A 23,346-nucleotide genomic window follows, 5' to 3' on the forward strand; every position below is an offset into this window, starting at 1 on the left:
TCAGCCAAGCCCCTTCAGGGCCGCGTCGACGAACGTGCGGATCTCCTCGTCGCTGAAGCCGAGTCCCCGCAGTTCCGTCACGTAACACACCGCCTGGGACTGCGCGTGCGCACGCGTCGGGTCACCGGAAGCCGCGACGAAAGACCCGCGGCGCCCGCGGGTTTCGATCACGCCGGCAGCCTCGAGTTCTCGGTAAGAACGCGCGACCGTGTTGGGCGCGATCCCGAGTTCAGTCGCAAGCTGCCGCACAGTTGGCAACTTGCACCCGGCCGGCAGCCGCTCGGCCCGCACCAGTTCAATGACCTGCGTACAGATTTGCTCGTAAGGCGGCACTGACGACTCAGTGTCGATCGACAGCAGCACCGCGCACCTTCCTTCGCCAGCGACGCCCTGGCCGTACAACCCGTGAAAACGCCACAGCTAAGTATCGCCCCTTTGCGACGCGTTGTGGGCAAGTCGGCGATCATTGTTCGTATGAGCGATGTGACGATCTACCACAACCCACGGTGTTCGACCTCACGCAACGTGCTTGCCCTCATCCGCGAGACCGGTACCGAACCGGATATCGTCAAGTATCTTGAAACGCCGCCCGACCGAAACACCCTGACCGCACTGCTCGCGGCGGCGTCGCTGTCACCCCGCGATGCGATACGCAAACGGGAAAAGCTCTACAAGGAACTCGGGCTTGATGGACCCGGCGTAACCGACGATCAACTGCTCGACGCGATGCTCGAGCACCCCATTCTCATCGAGCGGCCACTCGTCGCTACCCCCAAGGGCGTACGCCTGGCCAGGCCGGCCCACACGGTTACCGAAATCTTGTGACGGACAGCGCTTGAGGAAAGTGCACTTCCGCTTGCAGGTGCTAGCAGCATGACCCATCCTGCGTTAGCCTGCCTGTAACGTACGAAGACAGCAGCCTTCAGTCCAGCCGAGAACGACATAGAGGTCTTCATGGCAAACACGGAGCGCACCTCCGGCAATGGCGGTACGCGTGACGCCACGGAATCATCTGCGGAGCCACGCCGGCCGCAGCCTACCCAGCGAACCGAACCCGATAAATGGGTTATCACCTCAGACGGGTTCCGCCTGGCGCTGTACACCCGGGGCGATCCCGCTAAGCCGACCGTCGTCTGCGTTCACGGATTCCCCGACGATCATGGCGTCTGGGATCCCGTGGCTGCGCTGCTCCAGGAGCAGTACCACGTGGTGTTGTTCGATATGCGCGGCGCCGGACGATCCGACCGGCCTAAGCAGGTCGCCGAGTACACAATCTCCCAGTTGGCGAACGACATCGCCACCGTGGCACGCACAGTCGCCGACAACGGGCGCGTCCATCTGCTCGCCCACAACTGGGGCGGTGCCGCAGCATGGGACCTCGCACTGAACCCGGTCGACGGCATCGAACTGCTCTCACTGACGACCATCGGCTCCGCTTCCGCCGAGTACTACTCGGCCTGGGTGCGCGATCAGCTCCGCTTTAACTGGCACCACCTGCGTGATCTGTTCTCCACATGGAGCATCAACACCTATATGACGTTCTTCCAGGTACCTGTTATCGCGCCAGCGCTGTTCCGGGTCGGCGTCGCGGACGCCGCGATGCTGTTCGCGAAATGGAAGTTCGAAAAAGGGTCTGAACCCGCGGGCTATGGACGCCGGCTAGCGTCCCGTAACCGTGACGGGTTACGCATCTACTCCGCGAACATCTACAGTCTCCTGTTCGGCGCCAAACCGCCCCGAAATACCAGTGAACCGCGCAAGCCTGTGCCCTCGCTGGTGATCGTCCCTGAAAACGACAAGCTATTCCCGCCACCCGCGCAGGCGGGTGCTGCTGAATGGGCCATTGACTGCCGCATACGCTTCGTCGACGGCGGGCATTGGCTGCCCAGCCATCAGCCGGACTTGGTTGCGCAGATGGCGACCGAATTCATTGAAGAAATCGAAGAGCGACAAAACTGAGAACGTGCCCTCAATAACGAATACAATCCCCAACCTTCGCGACCTCGGCGGAATCCCCACTGGCAGCGGTCACCACACCAAGAGTGGAGTCTTCTACCGGTCCGCCCACCTCGGCGAGAGTAATGCCGAAGCGCTTGACCGCCTCGGCGTCCGCACGGTCATCGACCTGCGTTCGGGTCCTGAGCGCCTGCGCCAGCCAACAGAGCTGCCCCCAGGCGTGAAGACGGTAATCGCCGATGTCCTTGCGGCCCGGCCGGACGGCGTCGCCGCACAATTTGCGCGCGCGTTAGCTGACCCCGAGCGCGCCACCCGCCTCCTGGCGGACGGTTCCGCCGAACGTGAAATCACCAAGATCTACCGCTTCTTCGTCCTCGATGGGGCAGCACAAGACGCGTATCGCACTTTCTTCGAGGTTGTCGCGGATCCGGCGAACCATCCGCTGCTCTTCCATTGCACCGCCGGCAAAGACCGAACCGGCTGGGCCGCCACGATGCTGCTGTGGCTTGCCGGTGCTGGCGAAGCAGATCTCGAGGCCGAGTACCTCGCAGTGAACCCGGCGGTGGAAGAACTATTCGCACCCATCTACACGGTCGCCGCCGAGCGCGGCCTCACGCGCGAACTGCTGCAGCCAGTCCTCCAGGTGCGACCGGCATACCTCGCGGAAGCACGCCGCTCGGTCACCGAGCATTTCGGCACTATCGAGGACTACGTCACCCGTGGCCTGCGCGTTGACCGTGATGCCCTCGATGCGGTCCGGCACGCGCTTCTCGGGCGCTGACTAGAATTTCCGGGCTAACAGATCGCAGCGTATTCCGCGGTGGGGTAATTTTGTAATTAACAAGTGAAATGGAAAGAGGAGGAAGTGTGTCCGCAAAACCTCCGCAGAACGCCACTTCCGGGAGCGGATCGGCGCTCGTGAGGGCCTGGTCGTCGCTGCTTAAGCCCGTTTTCGTCCCCGCTTCCGTGGCAATCGTCATTCTCATTGCATTTGCGGCCGTATATGGCGGAACCGCGGAAGACGCGTTCTCGACGCTTAATGAATTCATCGCGAACGGTGTCGGCTGGTGGTACATCCTGGCCGCCACTGGCTTCGTCGTATTTGCAGTGTATTGCGCGGTGACGAAGATCGGCAGAATCCGGCTGGGTCGCGACGACGAAGAGCCCGAGTTCGGCCTTCTTTCATGGTTCGCGATGCTGTTCAGCGCGGGCATGGGCATCGGCCTGCTGTTCTACGGCGTCGCTGAGCCCCTCATGCATTACCTGACGCCCCCGGAGGCCGGCCAAGTGGCGGGTGCCACCGATGCGGCGGCCAACCAGGCACTCGAACTGACGATGTTCCACTGGGGCCTGCATGCGTGGTCCATCTATGTCGTCGTCGGTCTTGGCTTGGCGTACATGACTTTCCGCAAAGGCCGCCCACTTGCGGTGCGTTGGCTGCTCGAGCCACTGCTCGGCCGTGAACGCGTCGAAGGCTGGATCGGCCATACGATCGACACCGTGGCCATCGTGGGCACGCTGTTCGGTGTCGCGACCTCGCTCGGCTTCGGTGTGCAGCAGATCATGTCCGGCCTAGAGTTCCTTGGCTGGATCGAAGCGTCGAATGAGTGGATTCTGATCATCGTCACGGTCATCACGCTGATCGCGACCCTGTCAGTGGTGTCGGGCGTCTACAAAGGCCTGAAGTGGCTGTCAAACATCAACATGACCCTCGCGACGATGCTGGCACTGTTTGTTGCGGTCGCAGGCGCCACGCTCTTCTTGTTGCAGGCCTGGGTCCAGAATTTGGGTAACTACGTTCAGGCGTTGCCGGAGCTTATGCTGCGCACCGCCCCCTTCTCCGAAGACGGCTGGGCTGCCGGATGGACGATCTTCTACTGGGGCTGGTGGATCAGTTGGGCCCCGTTCGTCGGCATGTTCATCGCACGTATTTCGCGCGGCCGCACCATCCGCGAATTTGTCGCCGGTGTACTGCTCGCCCCCACACTGGTGAGCTCGCTGTGGTTCACGATCTTCGGTGACTCGGCCATCCTGCGTCAGCGCGACGTCGGTGACGTCGCACCCGAGGGAGCGGTGAACGCCGACACTGCCCTATTCGCGTACCTCGACACGCTCCCGCTGGCGGCCCTAACTAGCGTCGTCGCGATCCTGGTCGTGGTGTTCTTCTTCGTAACCTCATCTGACTCCGGTTCCCTCGTCGTTGACATTCTCGCTACCGGTGGAGCCGTGGAAACGTCGCGAATCACCCGCGTATATTGGGCAGTCCTCGAGGGCTTCGCGGCTGCGGTGCTGTTGATCGTTGGTGGCGGTGAAGCCCTTACTGCCCTGCAGACCGCATCAATCGCGACAGCCGTACCGTTCTCGATCATCATGGTGCTGGCCTGTTTCTCGCTACTGCGCGCTTTCCGGTATGACGTGGCGCAAATGCCCACCTACGTGCGGGTGGAACAAGTGTCGAGCAGTGCCGGGGACGCGGGCACACCGGCCGAAAGCGCGGCAGCGACATCAGGTGGCATCACCCTGCCCATCGCCGCACCGCCACCGTCCAGTCCGTTCCCCCAGCATGGCCCGAAACGGGCGTGGCGCGGTGTCCGCGGCATTTCCGCGACATTCGCGGGTCTGTCCACCTGGCAGCCACAAGTACCGCGCCGCGACAGCTCCGGGCTGCTCGTGTCGGTTCGTGCGGTGCCACCCACTGACGTCGCGATCGACCCAGAAACAGGCACCGTCATCGTGAGCGCCGCGCCCGTCGAAGACCCGCTGGGCGGGGAAGTCTTCGACACTCCGGAGTTCGCGGCCTCGCACCAGGGTGCAATCGTTGCCGCAGAGCAGAATGGGGACCCAGCCGCCGAAGATAAATAGCGGGCCCGCCAATCCCCCCTGTTATTTCCTCCGAATGTCAGCGAAAGAGCCGTTGACATCTCGGAGGAAAAAATGGTGCATGTCCACCGCACATTCGTCGTCGACAAGCCGAACAAGGTCACTTCTGACTACCTGGCTGATTTCGCTCACGCGACCGAGTGGGATCCTGGCACGGTGGCCTGCGCGCGGGTGGACTCCGGGCCCCTCCGCCCCGGAGCCAAGTGGCGAAACACCTCGCGCGTGCTGGGGCGCGAGACCGAGCTGGTGTACGAACTAGTCGCGATGCGCGAGGATCACGTCAAATTCGTCGGCAGAAACAAAACCGCAACGTCGGTCGACGACATTCGGCTGCGGCCGCTGGGCGATCGCACCGAAGTCAGATACACCGCGGACATCACGTTCCACGGGGTCGCTAAACTGGCGTCACCCGTGATGCGGCTGTATTTCGAGCGGCTCGGCAACAAGGTTGTCACCTCGATGCAGGCCGCCGTCGATCGTCTATAGCGGCTTGGTGAATTCGATTTCCGTGGAATCCGACAAATCCTCCAACCGGCGGCTACGGCCGGTACGCCGATACCCAAGACGCTCGTAGAGGACATGCGCGCCGGTAAACCGCGTGTCCGACCACGCCTGCACCTGATCAAATCCAGCGGTAAGCGCTGCTTGTTCAGCGTTTTTAACCAGCACGCTGGCGAGCCCCTGCCGCCGAATAACTGGACTGACGTAAACGCCTTTCATTTCGGCGATCGCGTCCGTCACTGGACGATAACCGGCAGAACCCACAACCTCGCCGTCATCATCAGCCACCCAAAATTCACCCGCGTACTGCGCATACGCCGTGGCTGGCGCGCGCAACCACTGCTCCTCCGCATCGACGTCGAGAATGCATCCCGGGAATTCGGCCCAGCACGTGCCGATCAAGTCGATGAGTTGCGACGAATCAGTGTCCCGCACTGGCCGAAGAATCCACATGCCACCACCGCACCAAATCTGCCTCCACAGGTCAACACCCGACTGCATCAACCTCCGCGCGCTTCAGACTTCCTGAGTCCCTTCGTCCTGATATCCCCGCTTCCTCTCGCAGTGCGATACTGCAGTCAATGGGCATTTCAGGGTTCGTCACGGTTGACCACCATCAGTTCATGTTCGGAAGTGCTGGCGCCGATACGCTCGCTGAACGCGCTTCGGGCAGTTTGCTCACGGTGGGCAGGGACTTTGTGACGCTGAAGAGCGGGATTGCTTGCGGGCCAGTCTCGGTCGAGTTCACGCAGGCGGATTCGCTGCACGACGACGCCGATTTCTCGGAGTGGGAGGTGGTTGAGGAGGCCACTGTCCCGTTCTCGTCGAATCCAGTCGTGATGACACTGCACGGCGAGATCGTGTTGCACGTGCCAAGCAATCAATGGCAAGGCGCAGGAACATACGGGTGCGGGCTCACGCTCGCGGGCGTGATATCAACTGGGATCGTGACGTCACCGAGCCGACCGAGAATTATCTACTGATCTTTACGCCTGCAGAATCGTCAATCATAGGTCTTCAGCGCCTGAAGAAAATCGACCGTGCCTGGGACGAACCAATCGTGAGCCTCACGGCTACTCCTGAAACGGAACTCCCGCCACAGGTGAGAAACGACGATGCAGACGCGGACTGGCGGCACGTCCACCTCCATGCGTCGCGCTTTGACCTGCACGGCTGCGCTGACGACGCCCGGATCGCCGTGGCAGGGCCCGCACCCGGACTCGACGCCAACGTCCCGTCCGGAACTCAATCCGCTGACACTAGCGACGATTCAGCCAACAGACCTCGTGTCCGTATCCTCCGTGGCAGAGAAATCGACGAGCTTGAACTGGACTTCCCAGGGATCAGGCATGTCGCTAGAAGGCACCAACAGGATAGCGAGCAGGATTAAACCCATTCGCGCGGAGCGTGACAGTCATTTTGAGAACCCGCCGGCGGACAACAAGAGGCTCACACCGGGGCGCGAGGTGTCCGACTTTCTGCAATGATCGTGAAGAGTTGTCAGGGGGACACGGCATCATGGAACCGTGAGTGCCCTAGACACCTTCTCCCCCGCCACGAGCGAGTGGTTCCGCGGCGCGTTCGGCGGCCCCACCGCGGCGCAAGAGGAGGCGTGGCGCGAAATCAGCGCGGGCAACCACACTCTTGTTGTCGCACCGACCGGCTCAGGGAAAACGCTCGCCGCGTTCTTGTGGGCGCTCGACCGGTTGATGGCCGGGGACGAGCACCACACCCGGATCATTTACCTATCACCGCTGAAGGCCCTGGCAGTCGATGTGGAACGCAACCTTCGCGCCCCTCTCGCCGGCATCGCGAATACGGCGAAGATTAAGGGGCTTACACCGCCTGCCGTCACGGTCGGTGTGCGAACCGGTGACACCCCGAATGCACAGCGACAAGCGATGCTGCGCAATCCCCCGGACATTCTCATCACGACGCCCGAATCGCTGTTCCTTATGCTGACGTCGTCGGCGCGAGAAACGCTGAAAAGCGTCGATACCGTGATCGTGGACGAGATTCACTCGATCGCGGATTCCAAGCGGGGCACCCACCTCGCCCTGTCACTTGAGCGTCTCGATCTGCTGCTTGATAAGCCTGCGCAACGCATCGGCCTTTCCGCGACCGTCCGGCCGCACGACGAGGTCGCACGGTTCCTGGCGGGCGCCCGGCCGGTCAGCATCGTCGCGCCGCCAGCGGACAAGCGCTTCGACCTCACCGTTTCAGTTCCCGTCGAGGATATGGCGAACGTACCCCCCGCCGTCGGCACCCCGGCCCAGGATTCAAGCACTTCCGGTGCGAACAACCTCTCCGCGAATTCACTGTGGCCCCATGTGGAAGAGCAGCTGGCTGACTTGATCCTCAAGCACCGCTCGTCGATCGTGTTCGCGAACTCGCGGCGCCTCGCGGAGCGCCTGACCGCCCGGCTCAACGAGATCTACAGTGAGCGGCTCGGATTCGAGCTTCCCGGCCAGGTCCGCTCGCCCGCCGAGATGATCGCACAAAGTGGCACTGCCCGCGACGCTCCCGCGGTACTCGCCCGGGCACACCACGGATCCGTCAGCAAAGAACAGCGCGCTGTCATCGAAGACGATTTGAAGTCAGGCCGTCTGACATGTGTTGTCGCTACCAGCAGCCTCGAGCTGGGTATCGACATGGGTGCCGTCGACCTCGTGATCCAGGTGGAATCGCCACCCTCAGTAGCAAGCGGCCTGCAGCGTGTCGGCCGCGCTGGACATCAAGTCGGCGAAGTATCTCGCGGTGTGCTTTTCCCCAAGCACCGCGCAGACCTGCTGCACTGCGCGGTGGCAGTAGAGCGGATGCGGGCAGGCGCTATTGAGGCCGTGCGGATCCCGGCTAATCCGCTCGATGTGCTCGCGCAGCAGACTGTGGCTGCGTGCGCGCTCGAGCCCCTGGATGTTGAGGAGTGGTTCCACACCGTTCGCCGTACCGGTTCGTATAGTTCGCTGCCGCGTTCCGCGTTCGATGCGACGCTCGACTTGCTGTCCGGCAAGTACCCGTCGGACCAGTTTGCGGAGCTGCGGCCGCGCATCGTCTGGGATCGCGACACCGGTGTGGTCGCTGGACGGCCCGGTGCACAGCGCCTCGCGGTGACCTCCGGCGGAACCATCCCCGACCGCGGCATGTACCCAGTTCTCATGGTGGGTGAAAAGAACACGCGGGTGGGTGAACTCGACGAAGAAATGGTGTACGAGTCGCGTGTTGGTGATGTTTTCGCCCTCGGCGCGACGAGCTGGCGAATCGAAGACATCACTCATGACCGAGTACTCGTAACCCCCGCCCCCGGTCAATTCGGCAGGCTTCCATTCTGGATCGGCGACAGCCTGGGACGGCCTTCTGAACTGGGGGCGGCACTTGGCGCGTTCGTTCGTGAGATCGCGGCCGACGGCGCACACGTCCGTGATCGGCTGACCGCATCCGGGCTCGATGAGAACGCCGTCGCGAACACGATCGCTTTCGTCAGGGAGCAGCGCGACACTACGTCCGTTGTCCCGTCCGACACCACGTTGCTGGTCGAACGCTTCCGTGACGAACTGGGTGACTGGCGCATCATCCTTCACTCCCCCTATGGGCTGCCGGTGCACGCGCCGTGGGCGCTTGCCGTCAATGCGCGGATCCGCGAGCGTTACGCGCTTGATGGTGCTGCCGTCACCACCGACGACGCGATTATCGTCCGGCTGCCCGACACGGAGGGAGAACCGCCCGGCGCTGAATTGTTCGCGTTCAGTCCCGACGAAATCGACGAAATCGTTACCGCTGAAATCGGCGGTTCGGCGCTCTTCGCAGCGCGGTTCCGGGAATGCGCTGCGCGCGCTTTACTGCTGCCGCGGCGGGATCCGGGCAAACGTTCTCCACTGTGGATGCAGCGCCAGCGCTCCGCGCAGTTGCTCGAAGTGGCGCGCAACTACCCCACGTTCCCCGTGGTCCTGGAAGCAATTCGGGAATGCTTGCAAGACGTGTACGACGTGCCCGGGCTCACGCGGCTGCTCGCCAGCGTGGAACGCCGGGCAATACGGATCGTCGAGACCGAGACCGCGACGCCCTCGCCATTCGCTGTGTCGGCGCTGTTCGGTTACACGGGAGCGTTCATTTACGAGGGTGATTCCCCACTCGCGGAACGCAAAGCCGCGGCACTGTCGCTCGACACCGCGCTGCTCGCAGAACTCCTGGGCCGACTGGAAATGCGGGATCTCCTCGACGGTGACATCATCGCTGATTACGAGGACTACCTGCAGTGGCGCTCCCGCAAAGCCGATAGCGCAGAGAAGCTCATCGACATGGTGCGCACCATCGGACCGCTCACCGGCACAGAAATCGCGGAACGCTGCGCTGCCGATCCAGCCGGGTGGCTGCGGGGCCTCAGCGAGGACCGTCGCGTTATTGAAGTGACGTTCGGGGCCCGTACCTGGTGGATTGTGTCCGAAGACGCAGGCCGGGTGCGCGATGCCTTCGGTGCGCCCTTGCCCGTCGGCGTGCCGGTTGCGTTTCTTGACGCCGTGCCGAACGCGCTGCACGACCTTGTCGCGCGTTACTCGCGCGGACACGGCCCTTTCACGGCGCAGGCTGTCGCCGCGCGTTTCAATCTCCCGCACGGACTCGTCGTCTCGGTGTTGCGGGCGCTCGCCGCCGATCGCCGAATTGTCGAAGGCGAATTCCGGCCTGGAAACGACGGGATCCCCGAGTGGTGCGACCTCGGGGTGCTTGCAGTGCTGCGCCGGCGTTCACTCGCGAAACTCCGTGACGCGATCGAACCCGTCAGTACCACGGCGCTCGCACGTTTTCTGCCAAGCTGGCTCGGTGTGGGTGCACGCGGCAGCCGCGGTGCAGACGGCGTACTCGCGGTGATCGACCAGCTTGCGGGGTTCGCGCTGCCCGCGTCCGCACTGGAGCCTCTTGTTCTCGCGCCCCGAGTCAGTGATTATTCACCCGCCTATCTCGACGAGCTCACCGCGTCCGGCGAAGTGCTGTGGTCCGGCGCTGGGGCCCTCTCGACGCGTGACGGCTGGATCAGCCTCCACCTCGCTGATACTGCTTCGATCACACTGGCACCCGCCGCCACAGACGTGTCGTCAGTGGCTCTGCGCATCCAGTCCGTCCTCGTACGCGGGGGCGGGTACTTCTTCCGCGACCTCGCGGACGCGGTGGGTCGTGACAGCCTGGCAGAGGGCGTTGAAGCGCCAGCGGACGCCGCCCTTATCGACGCGTTGTGGGAACTCGTGTGGGCCGGTCTCGTCACCAATGACACATACTCTCCTGTGCGTGCCCGTCTGTCGTCGGGGCGCACAGGTACCGCGCACCGCACCCGTCGGCCGACTGCGCGGGCCCGCACATTCCGGACCACCCGGTTGCCACGCGCAGCGCTGCCGACCAGGTCAGGGCCACCAACAGTGGCGGGACGCTGGTCGTTAGTTCCGAACCTCGAACCCGATTCCACCGTGCGCGCACACGGCATGTGTGAGCAGTTGCTCGCTCGATACGGGCTCGTCACGAAAAACGTCCTGACCGCTGAGCGGACAACCGATCCCGCGACGTCGAGTTTCTCCGTGCTGTACAAGGTGTTTCGAGAGCTGGAGGAGCGCGGGTTGTGCCGCCGCGGCTATTTCGTCGAGACGCTGGGAGCAGCTCAGTTCGCCACGTCAGCGGTGGTCGATGAATTGCGCAGCGTCGCCGAGGCACCACCCGACGGGACAGCGGTGGCACTAGCGGCGGTGGATCCAGCGAACCCCTTCGGCGCGGCACTGCCGTGGCCCGACCCGCCTGCGGGCGGTCACCGTGCGGGCCGAAAGGCGGGCGCACTCGTTGTTCTCGTCGATGGCGAGTTGCAGGTGTACCTCGAACGTGGCGGAAAAACCGTTCTCGTCTACAGCGACGAGAACGACGCGCTCCACGCCGCGGCACGTGCGCTGGTGACGACGGCACAGGGCGGCGCGCTCGACAAACTACTCATCGAAACCATTAATGGTGTGCCCGCGCCACAGGCTGAACACGCGACCGGCGCGGCTGGCTTCTTCGCGCGCGCACTATCGGAAAACGGTTTCGCGGTGGTGCCGCGCGGCTATCGGTTCCGGCGGTAATCGATGCCTGAAGGCGACACCGTCTATCGCACCGCGGCCAAGCTCCGCGCAGCTCTTGAAGGCAACGTCCTCTCACGCACCCAGTTTCGCGTAAACACGTACGCGAACCTCGACCTCGCCGGTCTTACCGTGGCGCGCGTGTGGCCGCACGGCAAGCACCTCTTCATCCAGGCTGGGGATCACGTCATACATTCTCATCTCAAGATGGAAGGCGCGTGGCACGCGTACCGCAGCGGTGAAAAATGGCGAAAACCAGCCTGGCAGGCACGCGTCGTGCTCGAGACAGACAGCTGGCAAGCGGTCGGCTACAGGCTCGGGATTCTTGAAGTCATGAACACATCTGACGCGGGGGCCCGCACCGCGCACCTCGGCCCGGACCTCCTCGGTTCGGACTGGGATATCGGGCAAGCTCGGGAACGGATCCTGACTCGTCCTGCACGCGGAATTGGCATGGCACTGCTCGATCAGCGGAACCTCGCAGGCATCGGCAATGTGTACCGGAGCGAATTGTGCTTCGTCCGTGGCCTTGACCCGCGCACACCCGCCGCCAGCGTGCACGACCTCGATGCGCTGCTTGCCCTCGCGCACCGGATGTTATGGGCCAACAAGGACCGCGCGCAGCGCTGCACCACCGGCAACATGCGGCGCGGCCACACCTTGTGGGTATACGGACGTGAACACGAACCCTGCTGGCGCTGCGGCACCCTGATCCAGCGACACCTGATCGCCGAGGAGGGCTTCACGCAGGGCGCACGGCCAACAGCGGACGAAAGAATCGTTTACCTGTGCCCCACTTGCCAGGCGCGCCCCAGCCCACGGTGAACCGTCAGCGCCAGACCGCAGCGGCAATTCGCGCGAAGTTCGCCCAAAGGATCTTGTGCACCGCTTCATCGGGATACCCGTGCGCCGCCAGCGCATCGTGCAATTGCAGCATCAAACTCGGAGCAACGAAATCGATAGGGCCGTAACGGGTGTAGGGCTCCGGGAAGACCTGCGGATTGCTCAGCATCTCCGCACGGAAATCCTCGTAGTCGAAGGGATAGTCGGAGGCGACGCCGACGTGGTCGATGCCGATGAGGTCAACAGCGTAATCAATGTGGCGGATCATCGCGTCCACCGTCGCCTCGTTCGGTCCGAGAAAGATTCCTACACCCGTAATCCCTACAACACCACCGGTTTCCGCGCATGCGATCGCCTGCTCGTCAGTGATGTTGCGCTCGTGTTCCCACACCGCGCGCATGCACGAGTGGGAGTACACCATCGGTGACGCGGATGCCTCACTTAACTGCAGCCCAGTCTTCGTGCTGCAATGCGACCCGTCGACGACCATGCCGACTCGATTCATTTCCGTGACGAGTTCCCGTCCGTACGCAGTGAGGCCCCGGTCGACCGCATCCAGACAGCCCGATCCAGCCGCATTGACGAAGTTGTAGCTTGGCAGAAGGGTGCGCACGCCTAACAGGTAGAAAAGCTCGATGTTCGCGGGATCACCGTCAAGCGGCCGGGAATCCTCCAAATCAAAAGCAACAGCGGTTTTTCCGTTTGCGACGGCTGCGTCGACCGCGTTCCAACTGTCTGCGGGCACGAGCCGATCATCCTTCGCGATTCCGCGCGTGAAGTGGTCGATAACTCCGAGAACGTGTGCCTTGTCGTGCAGCGCGTATCCGACGTTCACGGACACAAAACCCGGACCGTAGGCGGCGAGAGCGCCGAGGTCAGCGTTGGCGGACAACGGGAGACAGCAATGTTGCTCCCACAGGGCGGATGTCATGTTGTTGACAGTACGCCCGGGAAACCTGGACCGCGCTATGTCACTTCCACGTCAGCCCCGACTCGATCCTGGCGTGCACGATGAGAGACTCAGCGAACACCAGGTCGATGCGCGTCAGTTGTGGACACAGTCTGGCGAGATCGGCCCATGCTCCCATGACGTCGCTGTCGATAACGCCATCCTTCACTCCGCCGTGTGCTTCAAGCCGAGCGAGCAATGCCATGATCAGCGACACCATGGGGATCATCAGCCATGGATGTGCCTGTGTGTCAGCAGTTCCCAGGGCGTCGCTGCGGATCGCGATCTGATCGTAGAACTGCTTTCCGGCCTTGCGGATCGCGCGGACGAATTTCTTCGCACGCACGATGAGTTCGGTGTGACTCGTTGTTTCGGCCCAGCGCTCACGCATCGCGAATGCTTCCGCGATTGCACTTACCCGGGTGTCGACGTCTAGCACCGCACCGGGGATGATGCGTGCCACGTTGAAGATCTGATCGACCTGCTCAGCTGGCATATGGTGAAGCATCACCGTGGTGTGATCGAACAGCGCTTTCGCCAGTTCGGTGTCACGTCCGGTATCCAGAACGCGAAGCAGCGCCTCTCCACCCTGCTCGTCGAGCTCTTCGCGGGCAGTCTCCCACTCTTCACCGCCACGCTGAAACTGCGGAAGATCCGCGAGTGTGACGAGGCACTGTACCCACGAGTTCGCACCAGTCGCCCCCGCTGGATCGTCAATTTCGAAACTCGCCTGCGCCAGCCCGGTGCTGATCAGCAGCGCTGGCTGTTCAGAAACGGGAATCGTGCTGTGGGTAAGCGCGAGCACCGCTTCGCGGGGCTGTTCGCGAAGCATCGCGCCAAGTCCCGCGCGAACTTCCTCATGGTCATCGGCAGTGCTCAGCACATGCAGCGCCGTCCACATGTGCGGGCTCGGCGCGAGCCCTGACGGCAGGTCAGCCTCGCCGGCGAGGCAACACGCCAATGCGTCCATCGCCGGGTCTCCGCTGCGTACCCAGCCAGCCTGTGGCAGGCGAACCGTGTCCGGCGGCGGGGTCGCTGCTGCGGTTGCCTGATCGCTCACCACGAGTCGCACTCGCAGCGGGCCCGCCGCCACCAGGTCGCCGGGCAGCGCGACGCGCTCCTCACGGACAGGCAGCACCACCATTTCCATCCAGGGCGCGGATTCCGGCCAAATCTGCGCCGCGAGTCCTGCCACCTCGGCGAGGTCATCGAAGACCAGCGCGTCTCCGTCGAGCCGGATCTCGGAGCACAATCCGGCGGGACGCACGTTCGCGAGATCAACAAAATGCGGGTCCTCACCTTCGGCCTGAACAACGGCGGTGATTCGCGCCGCACGCAGCCGCCCCAAGCCCGCCGCAAGCCGTGCTGTGGAGACCTCGAAAGCATCGGTGTACTCGTTGTAACCCGGTGGCTCTTGCAGACGGACCTTGCCACTGCGGTCGCGCAGCTCAACCCAGGTGTTGATATCGGTTGTGGCTGGGACGCGATATGCAAGTATCCGGTCCTCGGACAGTTCCTGGACTGTCACGACATGGGGAAGGGCCGACCACGGCACCGGCGCGCTGCCGCCCTGCGTGCCTGCGTCGTAAAGACGAATCTCCGCTTGCGGCGGGTGAACGAGCAAGGGAAGCGCTCCTGCCCCGCGTACTACGGCGACTTTCTCCGACTCATCGCTTCCGAAATGCAGTGACCCGGGTTCCGCGGTGAGCGCGCTGTCGCACGTCAACTCGATAAGCGATTCAGACTGGCCGCCGCGTGCGGGCACCCGATAGTCCGGGCTGACCGAGACATCGAGCCCTTCGGCCAGATGGACGACCTTTCGCAGGTCCGCACCGAGCGGCCCGCGAACAACGATCTCGTAGGTGCCGAAGAGACCCGCAGTGACCTCGTCAAAGGGATCGCAGCTGAAGTCCTCACCCTCGAGCGTCCACACGAAGGTCGCGACCCACTCTGCCGAACCAAGGCGGCGTGCGCTGACCCGCCACTGCACCTTGTGTCCCAAAGCGTCACCCGGCAGCCACACGGCGGGACGCTCGTTGTACAGCGGTGAACCGTTCGCCGCCCGTACACCGCGCAGCGGATCAGCCAAGAGCACTTCGGGCAGGTAGCTGCGGCGCACGAGGCGGACGGTACCGACCTTGTCGGTGCCCTTGACGAGTTGCAGCGAACGCCGCTCCGTCGTATCGATCTGCAGCAGCTGCCAATCGTCCCAGCCCGCGGGGTGGCCACGGTCAGCATCCGGTTCGACAGCCTTGCCCGCCACACTGTCGACCACCTGGTGGCCGCGTGGGACAAGCGCGTACACGGTGCCGAGGGGCACCGGCAGCCGCCGTCCGAGCAGTTTCCCACCATCGGTAAACAGCACCAGCGGATCCTTCGGATCCACCAGGGAATAGACAAAACGCCGCGGGATCGACGGATGTTCGGCGCTGACGTGCCGCGCGGGGCTCGTGATGGTGTGCAGCGCGTGCGGTGCGGTCATCCAGGCGGGGTTCGCTGGGTGCGTGATGCTGCCGGGGACGCGCACGTCAGTGACATCTCCGTCCGCGGAGATCTGCCATCGATCGCCAGGCTGCGCGGGCGGATGGGGAACAAGAAGCTGCACAGCGCCATCAGCAATGTCAAGGCGCAGCCGCGGCGGCTCGATGTGGCCGTCCCCCGCGAGGAGCCCACGCTCGGAGCCAGGCTGCTCCAACTCGGTAATCGCGGCGACTGCCTGCTGAAAGATCACGTCTGGCAAACCACTCGTCACGGCGAGTGTGCCGACGGTGCCGTGCCACGTCGAGGGGTTACTCATCGACACCGCGACGATATCGAGTACCCGATCGATGAAGTCGATCGCGAACTCGCCGCCTTCAGTAATAAAGGTGCGCACCGGCACGTCCACACGGGCGAGGCGGTGCGGTTTGCGCGGATCGGTCAGCCAGTTCGTGAAGCTGGAGCCGTTCGGTTCACCCCCGCGCGCCAGATGATCAGCGAGCACGCCGACAAGCGCTGCAACGTGGGGCACCGGCACCCCAGCGTGCACGCTGAGGATGTGCACGTAGCGGCCGCGCAGCCTGGGAAACTCGGCCAGGGAGAACCTGCGAAGCAGCTTGGGAATGGCTTGGCGCAGGTCAGCTTCGGTTTTCGAGTCGCGCGCGATGCCGAGTGCGGCCCAATAGCTTTCCCAAAAATCGGATGTCCGCCCGGTTGCGGATGCGTGGGAGACCAGGGTGAGCAAAGTCAGCGCCGGATATTTGCGTACCAATGCCGCGCCCGGTGACACGCCAGGACCGGCGAGACGCGCGGCCTGCTGTGCGTAAGCGCGCGCGATATCCTCCGCGGCGGCGGGACCGGGGTGCGCCTCGATCACCAGCGTCGCCCGTTCGAGCCGCGTGGTTATCTCGTACTCGCGGTCGCTGAGCCAGTCTCCAATCGATGCTGCTGAACCACTCGATGGAACGCTGCCGCCCTGCGCCACTAACGCCACCCTTCTTCCCTGACTCGCTACGTGCGGCCGCTGCCCGGACTCCCGATACCGACCGATCCACGATATTAATGGCGCGCGGCGCCGAGCGTCACCGCGGATTCCCGCCGGGCCGCGACACGCCGGCGCTTTGGGCACTATTCGAGCGATAATTCCCACAGAGCGGACATGATCTACGGGTAAATGGCTGTCAGCGACGGCGTGAGTGCACCTCGTAGGACATGTCTTCGAGCTCTCGGCCCTTCGTTTCGGGGACCTGGGTAAACACAAACACAAAGCTCAGGAGGGCAAAGAAGGCGTAGAAGCCATAGGCAAAGGTCAGTCCGATCTCGCTGAACGTCGGGAATGTGGTAGAAATCGCAAAGTTCGCCAGCCATTGCGCTGCGGCAGCGACTGCGAGCGCGCCCGCACGGATGAAGTTGGGGAAGATCTCACCGAGCAGAACCCACACGACCGGACCCCAGCTGACCCCGAAGAAGACAACGAACGCGTTCGCCGCGATCAAGGCCGTGGTCGCCCATCCACCTTGGAGGTCAGCGCTCGTCGTCCCATCCGGGTTGGTGATGAGGGTGGCCTGAGAGAACGCGATCGACATCGTCAGCAACGACACGAACATCCCTGCCGAGCCAGTGAGAAGAAGCGGCCTGCGCCCCACCCTGTCGACTAGGGCGATCGCGACGAGGGTCACCACGATGTTTGTGACGGACGTGATCACCGTAATCTGCAGGGCGTCCGCCTCTTCGAAGCCGACCGAGCGCCACAGCGTCGTCGAGTAGTAGAAGATGACGTTGATACCAACGAACTGCTGGAACACCGATAGCAAGATGCCAACCCACACCACCGGTTTGAGGCCGAGCCGGCGCCCCCGCAAGTCAGCGAGGGACCATCGGTGGTCCGCCCGCAGCGATTCCTTGATTGCCGTGACCTTGTCTGACACGTCCACGATGCCGGTATAAACCCGCAGCACCCGGGTCGCGTCCTCAATGCGGTTCTTCGCAACGAGGTATCTGGGCGATTCCGGCAGTCTGAGCGCCGCCAAGCCGTAGATGACGGCGGGAATGGCCTCAGCCATGAACATCCAGCGCCACGCTTCTTGCCCGAACCAGAGGATCTCGATCGACCCGCCGGCGAGGTCCGCCAGCATCGAGTCCGACAGGAGTGCCGCGAAAATACCAGTGACAATTGCGAGTTGCTGCAGCGAGGCGAGTCGGCCCCGAATGCGGGCGGGCGAGACTTCAGCGATGTACGCGGGCGCGATTACGGATGCCGCCCCGACACCGAGACCACCGATCACGCGCCAGACGATGAGGTCGACGACGGTGAACGCCAGTCCAGACCCGATCGATGACGCGAGGAACAGCGACGCGGCGATCAGCATCACCGGGACTCGGCCGAGCCGGTTGGCGATAGGGCCCGCGAACCACGCACCGGCTGCACAGCCGAGAAGTGCTGACGAGACCGCAAACCCCTGCAGCGCGGGAGTGAGCGCGAAGGTCTCGGTCATAGCGTCGACTGCACCGTTGATGACTGCGGTGTCGAAACCGAACAGGAAGCCGCCGAGCGCAGCGGCGACGCATATCCCGATGATCCGGATGTTGAAACGGTTGAAGGTCTCTGGGGAGTCAGGGTGAGTGGTCATCGCCTGCCTCTTCCTCTCGCGCTGCCGGTGAGGTGAGGCTACCGCCGATGCCCTTGCGCGCGCGCAGTCTTCAGCGATTCGGTGCCGCTTTCCGTCGCGCCTACGACCCTGGTATGACAGTTTCGTCACGCACATCATGCTGTACGCCGGCGATCTTCATGCCGGACCTTCCTAGCGTCATAGACACGACCGCAGGAAGAGGGGAAGCATGACTGAGAAGCGATACGCGGTGCACGCCGCCGGCGTCACGAAGACCTATGGGCACGGCGCGGCCGAAGTGCACGCGCTGCGTGGCGTCGACGCAGAATTTGAGCACGGCAATCTCACCGCGATCATGGGTCCGTCCGGTTCAGGTAAGTCAACGCTGATGCACGTGCTCGCAGGCCTGGACGCGGTTACGGCGGGCCGCATACACCTCGGTGGGACAGAGATCACCGGCCTCTCCGATCGTGCGCTGACCGAGTTGCGGCGCGAGCGGATCGGGTTCGTATTCCAGTCGTTCAACCTCTTGCCGGTCATCACCGCGGCGGAGAACGTGTTGCTCCCACTGCGTCTCGCGGGCAAGCGGCCAGACCCCGTCTGGTACAACGAGGTCATCACCAGGCTCGGTCTGGCTGACCGGATGCATCATCTGCCGCACGAACTCTCAGGTGGACAGCAGCAGCGGGTAGCGGTTGCCCGGGCGCTGCTGCCGCGCCCGGATGTGATCTTCGCTGACGAGCCGACAGGAAACCTTGATTCGCACGCGGGTGCGGAGGTGCTATCCCTGCTGCGGCACAGTGTTCACGACATGGGACAGACGGTGATCATGGTGACGCACGACCCTGTGGCAGCGTCCTACGCGGACCGTGTGATGCTGTTCTCGGACGGTGAACGCGCCGACGATGTGCACGATCCATCACCAGAGAAGGTGCTGAACGCGCTGCGCCACATAAGTGCACCAGCCAGCCGTCTCAGTGGTGTGGGGGCGGCGCGCTGATGCTTGGTGTGACACTTGCCAGCGTCCGGGCTCACAAAGGACGTTATGCCGCATCGGCAGTTGCGGTGATGATCGCCGTGGCCTTCATCGTGACCACGATGACGCTTGCCGCGACCGTGGAGCGCAGCATCACGGATTCGCTGGGCATGCAGTACCGCGGTACAGACGTGGTTCTCGAAGGCGAATTCGCGCCCGCTGACGTCGAACTGGTCCGTGCCACTCCTGGTGTTGCCGCTGCTGCGGCTGGCGGCTCAATGTTCGTGACGACTACCGCGCCCGGAAGTGGCGCCGGCTGGGCGACTGCCGAGGCGCTGCCTGCCGCGGGTCCGCTGCGCTGGCAAACACTTGCCGAGGGAAGGTATCCGGAATCGCCCGGCGAAGTGCTGGCAGGTTCGACGTCAGGTTTCGTGCCTGGCACTGCCATTACCCTCAGCGCCGCACACGGCGAGGGCACACGTGCCGTGTGGACTGTTGTCGGGATAGTCGATTTGCGCGGCTCGCCGCAGGCGATGAACGGCGCCGCACTCTACGCGTCCGAGTCTGATCTGGCGGCACTCGGGCTACCGGTAACCTCGATCCATGTCGCGGGCGCTGACGCAGATGCGTTGAAAGCCCACTTCGCCGCCGCCTTTCCCGAGGCGACCGTGGCAAGCGGCACCGAGGCTGCCTCAGCAGCCGCAGAGCAGTATCTCGGCACATCCGGTTTGCTCCGCAATGTGTTGCTCGGTTTCGCAGCTATCGCAGTGGTGGTCGCTGGACTAGTCATCGCTAACACGTTTGCTGTAATTGTTGCCGCACGGACGCGTGAACTTGCGCTGCTGCGCGCCGTCGGCGCAACGAGCCACCAGGTGCGAGGATCCGTCCGTGCAGAGGCAGCCATCGTCGGTGTGGCGGCATCGGTGGCGGGCATCGCGCTGGGCGCTGGGCTGGCCTTTGCGCTGCGAGCGCTCGGGAGCGCCATCGATTTACCTATCCCGATCCATTCTGTTGCCGTGCCGTGGACCGGCGTGGCTGCTGCACTGTTTGTGGGTATTGCGGTATCTCTCGCCGCGGCTCACGCACCTGCGCAAGCCGCGACCCGAGTGTCGCCGCTGGCCGCGCTGCGCCCGCTCGAAGCGGTCCCTGACGCTGTCGGCGTTACCCGGATGCGCATGGGTGCTGGCGCGCTCCTCGCCGCAGTCGGCACTGGCCTGCTGGTGTACGGGGCAGCGTCGGAAAGCGTCATGCTGGGTTGCCTCGGCGGGCTTGCTTCCTTCCTTGCCGTCGTGGTTCTCGCGCCGAGAATCATTCCGGGCGCAGTAGCGAGCGCCGGAGCCGTGCTGGCGCGCGTGAGTGGTCCTGTCGGCGACTTAGCGGCGCGCAATGCTGGACGCAATCCGCGGCGGACCACCGCGACCGCGCTGGCGCTGCTGATCGGTGTCACTCTCACCGCGACCATCGTGACGGGGGCGGGGCTCTCGAAGGTTGCCGCAGCGGCCAGCGTGGACGAGGAGTTTCCGGTCGACGTCGCGGTGACTCTCGCGGACGGCGGCGTGGAGGGTGACGTGGCGACGGTCGCGCTCGATATTGAGAAGCAGATTGCTGCCGTGCCTGGCGTGGATGCCGCTGCGCGTGCGCTGAAACAAACCGTGCTCAGCGGTGACAGCACCGTGACAGCGTTCGCGGTCACGCCGGAGTTCGGCTCCGTCGTCCGCGGTAACACCGCCCTCCCGAACCCGGGAGAGCTGGTGCTGCCGGCCAGTTCCGCCGATGTCGCCGAGGGTGACACACTGACAACGCCCGGCGGAACGCCGCTGCGCGCAGTGCGGGGAGGCGAGAAGCAGATCGCCCTCATCAGCATGGAGTCAGTGGATGACTCGCCGCCCACCTGGATCACGGTCGCGGTGCGGCTGTCCGATGGGCTCGACGGCGACCAGCTCCGCGAGACTCAGCAGCACATCGCAGCGATCGTCGACGAGCTTGCGCCCGGAGCCGACATCGTGGGTACTGCCTCAGAGCGCGCCGTCATTGAGACCATCATCGACACGATGGTCATGATCGTCGCCGGGTTGCTGTCGATTGCCGTTGTGATCGCCCTCATTGGCGTGGGGAACACGATGGCGCTTGCTGTGCTCGAACGACGGCGGGAGTCAGCTTTGCTTCGCGTCGCGGGGTTACACCGGCAGAGCCTACGCACGTTGCTGGTGTGGGAAGCGATGCTAGTAGCGGGCTGCGCCGCCGCCCTGGGGGCTGGACTGGGGCTAGTATTCGGAATCGCAGGAACCGCGTCGGTTTTTGGCAGTGACAAGGTTGCCCTCAGTGCCATCCCTGCCGCGCAGCTTGCGGTGATCGTATGCCTTGCGCTCGGCGCGGCCGTACTCGCGACGCTTGTGCCCGCGCGACGGGCGATGCGAGCAGCACCGGTAGAGGCACTTGGGGGATGATACCCCTCAGGGTATCATCGGTGATGAAATCTTTCCGCCAGTCCGGAGGCCCACCATGGAACACACTGCTGAAGACGCTGCCGCGATCCTCAATCGACTGCGCCGGGCGCACGGCCAGCTCGCCGGCGTCATCCGCATGGTCGAGGAAGGCCGCGATTGCCGGGATGTTGTCACGCAGCTCGCCGCGGTCTCGCGAGCCCTGGATCGCGCCGGGTTCAAGATCGTCGCGACATCGCTGCGCGAGTGCCTGACCAAAAGCGAGGCTGGCGAGGAAAACCCGCTGTCGGCCGATGAGATCGAGAAGCTCTTCCTTACGCTCGCGTAGCGCCAGCCACGTCGATCAGTTCAAAGCTCACGGCGGATGGTGATCCAAACTGCTTGCCTGCAGCGGCGAGTCCCTCACGGATCATCGTGAGGGACTCCGCTTCGCCGCCAAGCCCTTCAAGATACGCGCGATGTTCACGCAGCGACGCAATAGCAACGTCCTCGTAGCCCGTGACGTCAACCGCGTGGCCTGATTGTGGCGATGACGCGGCGGCGATGAACCGCACACCGCCTCCCGCTTCTCGCACCGCGTCGACCACAGCAGCGCCCGCGTTCATATGGTCGGCGGAGTTCTCAAAGCCTTCCCCCCAGCTACCCCGGAAGTTGAGTGTGAGAACGATGTCCGGCCGAAAATCCCTGAGCACCTCCGTGAGTGCGGCGCGCAACTCTGGCGTGTTCTCGAGCGTGAAGTCCGGAAACCGCAGAAACCGCACGTCGTGCACACCGACAATCTTCGAGCTCGCAATTTGCTCTTTTTCTCGGAGCGGTCCGCATACCTCAGGCGTCATCCCCTCGATGCCCTGTTCACCACTCGTCATCATGACGTAGGCCACCGTTTTGCCCTGCGCCACCCATTTCGCCACGGCAGCCCCGGCGCCATACTCGACGTCGTCGGGGTGCGCGACGACGAACAACGCGCGGCTCCAGTCCTCCGGGAGAGGACGCAGTGGTGTCGCTGATGTGTCAGCCATCGGTGACTCCTTTCGCGGCGAGGTACTACGTTGCGGCAGGATCTGCCTCTTCTTCAACCCACTGGGCGCGGCGCACCTTCCATCGTTCGAGCATTTCCCCGAGGTCATGGTCCATGAACCGGTAGAACTCCACAGTCTCACGCAGCCTCCGGGGACCGCGCCGCGCGCCCCCGAGTTCCCGGGCGCCCTCTTCGAGAATGTCGATGTAGCGGCGCAAAAGCGGGCGGCGCTGACTCATGATCGTTCCCCACACGTCCGCATCGTCGATGCGGTAATGGTCCGCACGTTCCCCCGGATCACGGCCCCTGATCAGCAAGCCAGCCTGCACAAGGGGCCGAACGGCGCCGGAGATCGCGGCCGGACTCACGCGCAAGCCATCAGCCAGCTCTTTTGCCGTGTACTTGTCCGAGTCCTCGGCGAGAACAAAGGCGAACACACGCGCCGACATGCGCGGCAACCCGGCCTCATTGAGCAGCATAGCCAGCCGCTCCGTGAATTGGAGCAGCCGCTCCTGGTATTCGCCCTGCGTCTCGTCTGGCACTCAGCACCTCCCGACTACTCTCTACACCAAATCCTAGCTTAACAATATTCAAATAGTTCAC

General features: G+C 63.8%; 19 protein-coding genes. 12 read left to right on the forward strand and 7 right to left on the reverse strand.

Annotation, left to right across the window (positions count from 1 at the left end; genetic code table 11):
• Positions 1 to 363: a GntR family transcriptional regulator gene (locus ONR57_RS01820; RefSeq protein WP_265121144.1), complete on the reverse strand. Its 363-nt coding sequence runs from the start codon at positions 361 to 363 to the stop codon at positions 1 to 3.
• A gap of 111 nt (positions 364 to 474) precedes the next feature.
• Here ONR57_RS01820 and arsC point away from each other — a divergent pair, with 111 nt between their 5' ends.
• The 5 genes from arsC to ONR57_RS01845 all read left to right on the forward strand — a co-directional run bounded on the left by arsC (position 475) and on the right by ONR57_RS01845 (position 5,322).
• Complete coding sequence (gene arsC / locus ONR57_RS01825; protein WP_265121145.1) at positions 475 to 825, forward strand: arsenate reductase (glutaredoxin); 351 nt, start codon at positions 475 to 477, stop codon at positions 823 to 825.
• A 129-nt stretch (positions 826 to 954) separates the two neighbouring features.
• Positions 955 to 1,959 carry an alpha/beta fold hydrolase gene (locus tag ONR57_RS01830; RefSeq protein WP_265121146.1) on the forward strand — a complete coding sequence of 335 codons (1,005 nt, stop codon included), beginning with the start codon at positions 955 to 957 and terminating at the stop codon, positions 1,957 to 1,959.
• A gap of 4 nt (positions 1,960 to 1,963) precedes the next feature.
• Positions 1,964 to 2,737 carry a tyrosine-protein phosphatase gene (locus tag ONR57_RS01835; protein ID WP_265121147.1) on the forward strand — a complete coding sequence of 258 codons (774 nt, stop codon included), beginning with the start codon at positions 1,964 to 1,966 and terminating at the stop codon, positions 2,735 to 2,737.
• A gap of 86 nt (positions 2,738 to 2,823) precedes the next feature.
• Entirely contained in the window at positions 2,824 to 4,818 is a 1,995-nt protein-coding gene (locus ONR57_RS01840; protein WP_265121148.1) for a BCCT family transporter, read from the forward strand.
• 72 nt (positions 4,819 to 4,890) lie between these two features.
• Positions 4,891 to 5,322, forward strand: coding sequence for an SRPBCC family protein (locus ONR57_RS01845; RefSeq protein WP_265121150.1), 432 nt, complete (start codon positions 4,891 to 4,893; stop codon positions 5,320 to 5,322).
• Here ONR57_RS01845 and ONR57_RS01850 read toward each other — a convergent pair.
• Entirely contained in the window at positions 5,317 to 5,772 is a 456-nt protein-coding gene (locus tag ONR57_RS01850) for a GNAT family N-acetyltransferase (protein ID WP_265121152.1), read from the reverse strand. The genes ONR57_RS01845 and ONR57_RS01850 overlap by 6 nt on opposite strands.
• 146 nt (positions 5,773 to 5,918) lie before the next feature.
• Between ONR57_RS01850 and ONR57_RS01855 the strand changes: the two genes are divergently transcribed.
• The 4 genes from ONR57_RS01855 to ONR57_RS01870 all read left to right on the forward strand — a co-directional run bounded on the left by ONR57_RS01855 (position 5,919) and on the right by ONR57_RS01870 (position 12,251).
• Positions 5,919 to 6,320, forward strand: a complete 402-nt coding sequence (locus ONR57_RS01855; protein WP_265121154.1) for a hypothetical protein — start codon at positions 5,919 to 5,921, stop codon at positions 6,318 to 6,320.
• A 132-nt stretch (positions 6,321 to 6,452) separates the two neighbouring features.
• Entirely contained in the window at positions 6,453 to 6,824 is a 372-nt protein-coding gene (locus ONR57_RS01860) for a hypothetical protein (RefSeq protein WP_265121155.1), read from the forward strand.
• A 39-nt stretch (positions 6,825 to 6,863) separates the two neighbouring features.
• On the forward strand, positions 6,864 to 11,429 hold the full coding sequence (locus tag ONR57_RS01865; protein WP_265121156.1) for an ATP-dependent helicase: 4,566 nt from the start codon (positions 6,864 to 6,866) through the stop codon (positions 11,427 to 11,429).
• A 3-nt stretch (positions 11,430 to 11,432) separates the two neighbouring features.
• Complete coding sequence (locus tag ONR57_RS01870; RefSeq protein ID WP_265121157.1) at positions 11,433 to 12,251, forward strand: DNA-formamidopyrimidine glycosylase family protein; 819 nt, start codon at positions 11,433 to 11,435, stop codon at positions 12,249 to 12,251.
• A 4-nt stretch (positions 12,252 to 12,255) separates the two neighbouring features.
• Here the strand turns inward: ONR57_RS01870 and ONR57_RS01875 are convergent, their stop codons facing one another.
• The 3 genes from ONR57_RS01875 to ONR57_RS01885 all read right to left on the reverse strand — a co-directional run bounded on the left by ONR57_RS01875 (position 12,256) and on the right by ONR57_RS01885 (position 18,326).
• Positions 12,256 to 13,200: a dipeptidase gene (locus ONR57_RS01875; RefSeq protein WP_265121158.1), complete on the reverse strand. Its 945-nt coding sequence runs from the start codon at positions 13,198 to 13,200 to the stop codon at positions 12,256 to 12,258.
• A gap of 40 nt (positions 13,201 to 13,240) precedes the next feature.
• Positions 13,241 to 16,690, reverse strand: coding sequence for a hypothetical protein (locus ONR57_RS01880; protein WP_265121160.1), 3,450 nt, complete (start codon positions 16,688 to 16,690; stop codon positions 13,241 to 13,243).
• Positions 16,691 to 16,877: 187 nt separating this feature from the next.
• Positions 16,878 to 18,326: a sugar porter family MFS transporter gene (locus ONR57_RS01885; protein WP_265121162.1), complete on the reverse strand. Its 1,449-nt coding sequence runs from the start codon at positions 18,324 to 18,326 to the stop codon at positions 16,878 to 16,880.
• 208 nt (positions 18,327 to 18,534) lie between these two features.
• Here ONR57_RS01885 and ONR57_RS01890 point away from each other — a divergent pair, with 208 nt between their 5' ends.
• Genes ONR57_RS01890 through ONR57_RS01900 form a run of 3 tightly spaced genes read left to right on the forward strand, consistent with a single transcriptional unit; the run spans position 18,535 to position 22,053 of the window.
• Positions 18,535 to 19,305 (forward strand): ABC transporter ATP-binding protein, encoded by a 771-nt coding sequence (locus ONR57_RS01890; RefSeq protein WP_265121163.1) that lies wholly within the window; start codon positions 18,535 to 18,537, stop codon positions 19,303 to 19,305.
• Entirely contained in the window at positions 19,305 to 21,728 is a 2,424-nt protein-coding gene (locus tag ONR57_RS01895) for an ABC transporter permease (protein WP_265121164.1), read from the forward strand. The genes ONR57_RS01890 and ONR57_RS01895 overlap by 1 nt, the downstream gene beginning before the upstream one ends.
• 55 nt (positions 21,729 to 21,783) lie before the next feature.
• On the forward strand, positions 21,784 to 22,053 hold the full coding sequence (locus tag ONR57_RS01900) for a metal-sensitive transcriptional regulator (protein ID WP_265121165.1): 270 nt from the start codon (positions 21,784 to 21,786) through the stop codon (positions 22,051 to 22,053).
• On the opposite strand, the gene ONR57_RS01905 is transcribed toward ONR57_RS01900, so the two are convergent.
• Positions 22,040 to 22,744: a PIG-L deacetylase family protein gene (locus tag ONR57_RS01905; protein WP_265121166.1), complete on the reverse strand. Its 705-nt coding sequence runs from the start codon at positions 22,742 to 22,744 to the stop codon at positions 22,040 to 22,042. The genes ONR57_RS01900 and ONR57_RS01905 overlap by 14 nt on opposite strands.
• 25 nt (positions 22,745 to 22,769) lie before the next feature.
• Positions 22,770 to 23,285, reverse strand: a complete 516-nt coding sequence (locus tag ONR57_RS01910) for a GbsR/MarR family transcriptional regulator (protein WP_265121167.1) — start codon at positions 23,283 to 23,285, stop codon at positions 22,770 to 22,772.
• Between the last annotated feature and the right edge of the window lie 61 nt (positions 23,286 to 23,346).

Source organism: Hoyosella sp. YIM 151337 (genome assembly GCF_026041215.1).
Classification (GTDB): Bacteria; Actinomycetota; Actinomycetes; order Mycobacteriales; family Mycobacteriaceae; genus Hoyosella.

Excerpts from the sequence above, each read along its gene's own strand:
- ONR57_RS01870 (WP_265121157.1), top strand. The coding sequence starts at position 11,433 with ATGCCTGAAGGCGACACCGTCTATCGCACCGCGGCCAAGCTCCGCGCA.
- ONR57_RS01890 (WP_265121163.1), top strand. The coding sequence starts at position 18,535 with ATGACTGAGAAGCGATACGCGGTGCACGCCGCCGGCGTCACGAAGACC.
- ONR57_RS01855 (WP_265121154.1), top strand. The coding sequence starts at position 5,919 with ATGGGCATTTCAGGGTTCGTCACGGTTGACCACCATCAGTTCATGTTC.
- ONR57_RS01875 (WP_265121158.1), bottom strand. The coding sequence starts at position 13,200 with ATGACATCCGCCCTGTGGGAGCAACATTGCTGTCTCCCGTTGTCCGCC.
- ONR57_RS01845 (WP_265121150.1), top strand. The coding sequence starts at position 4,891 with ATGGTGCATGTCCACCGCACATTCGTCGTCGACAAGCCGAACAAGGTC.
- ONR57_RS01860 (WP_265121155.1), top strand. The coding sequence starts at position 6,453 with ATGCAGACGCGGACTGGCGGCACGTCCACCTCCATGCGTCGCGCTTTG.
- ONR57_RS01885 (WP_265121162.1), bottom strand. The coding sequence starts at position 18,326 with ATGACCACTCACCCTGACTCCCCAGAGACCTTCAACCGTTTCAACATC.
- ONR57_RS01905 (WP_265121166.1), bottom strand. The coding sequence starts at position 22,744 with ATGGCTGACACATCAGCGACACCACTGCGTCCTCTCCCGGAGGACTGG.
- ONR57_RS01900 (WP_265121165.1), top strand. The coding sequence starts at position 21,784 with ATGGAACACACTGCTGAAGACGCTGCCGCGATCCTCAATCGACTGCGC.
- arsC (WP_265121145.1), top strand. The coding sequence starts at position 475 with ATGAGCGATGTGACGATCTACCACAACCCACGGTGTTCGACCTCACGC.
- ONR57_RS01830 (WP_265121146.1), top strand. The coding sequence starts at position 955 with ATGGCAAACACGGAGCGCACCTCCGGCAATGGCGGTACGCGTGACGCC.
- ONR57_RS01895 (WP_265121164.1), top strand. The coding sequence starts at position 19,305 with ATGCTTGGTGTGACACTTGCCAGCGTCCGGGCTCACAAAGGACGTTAT.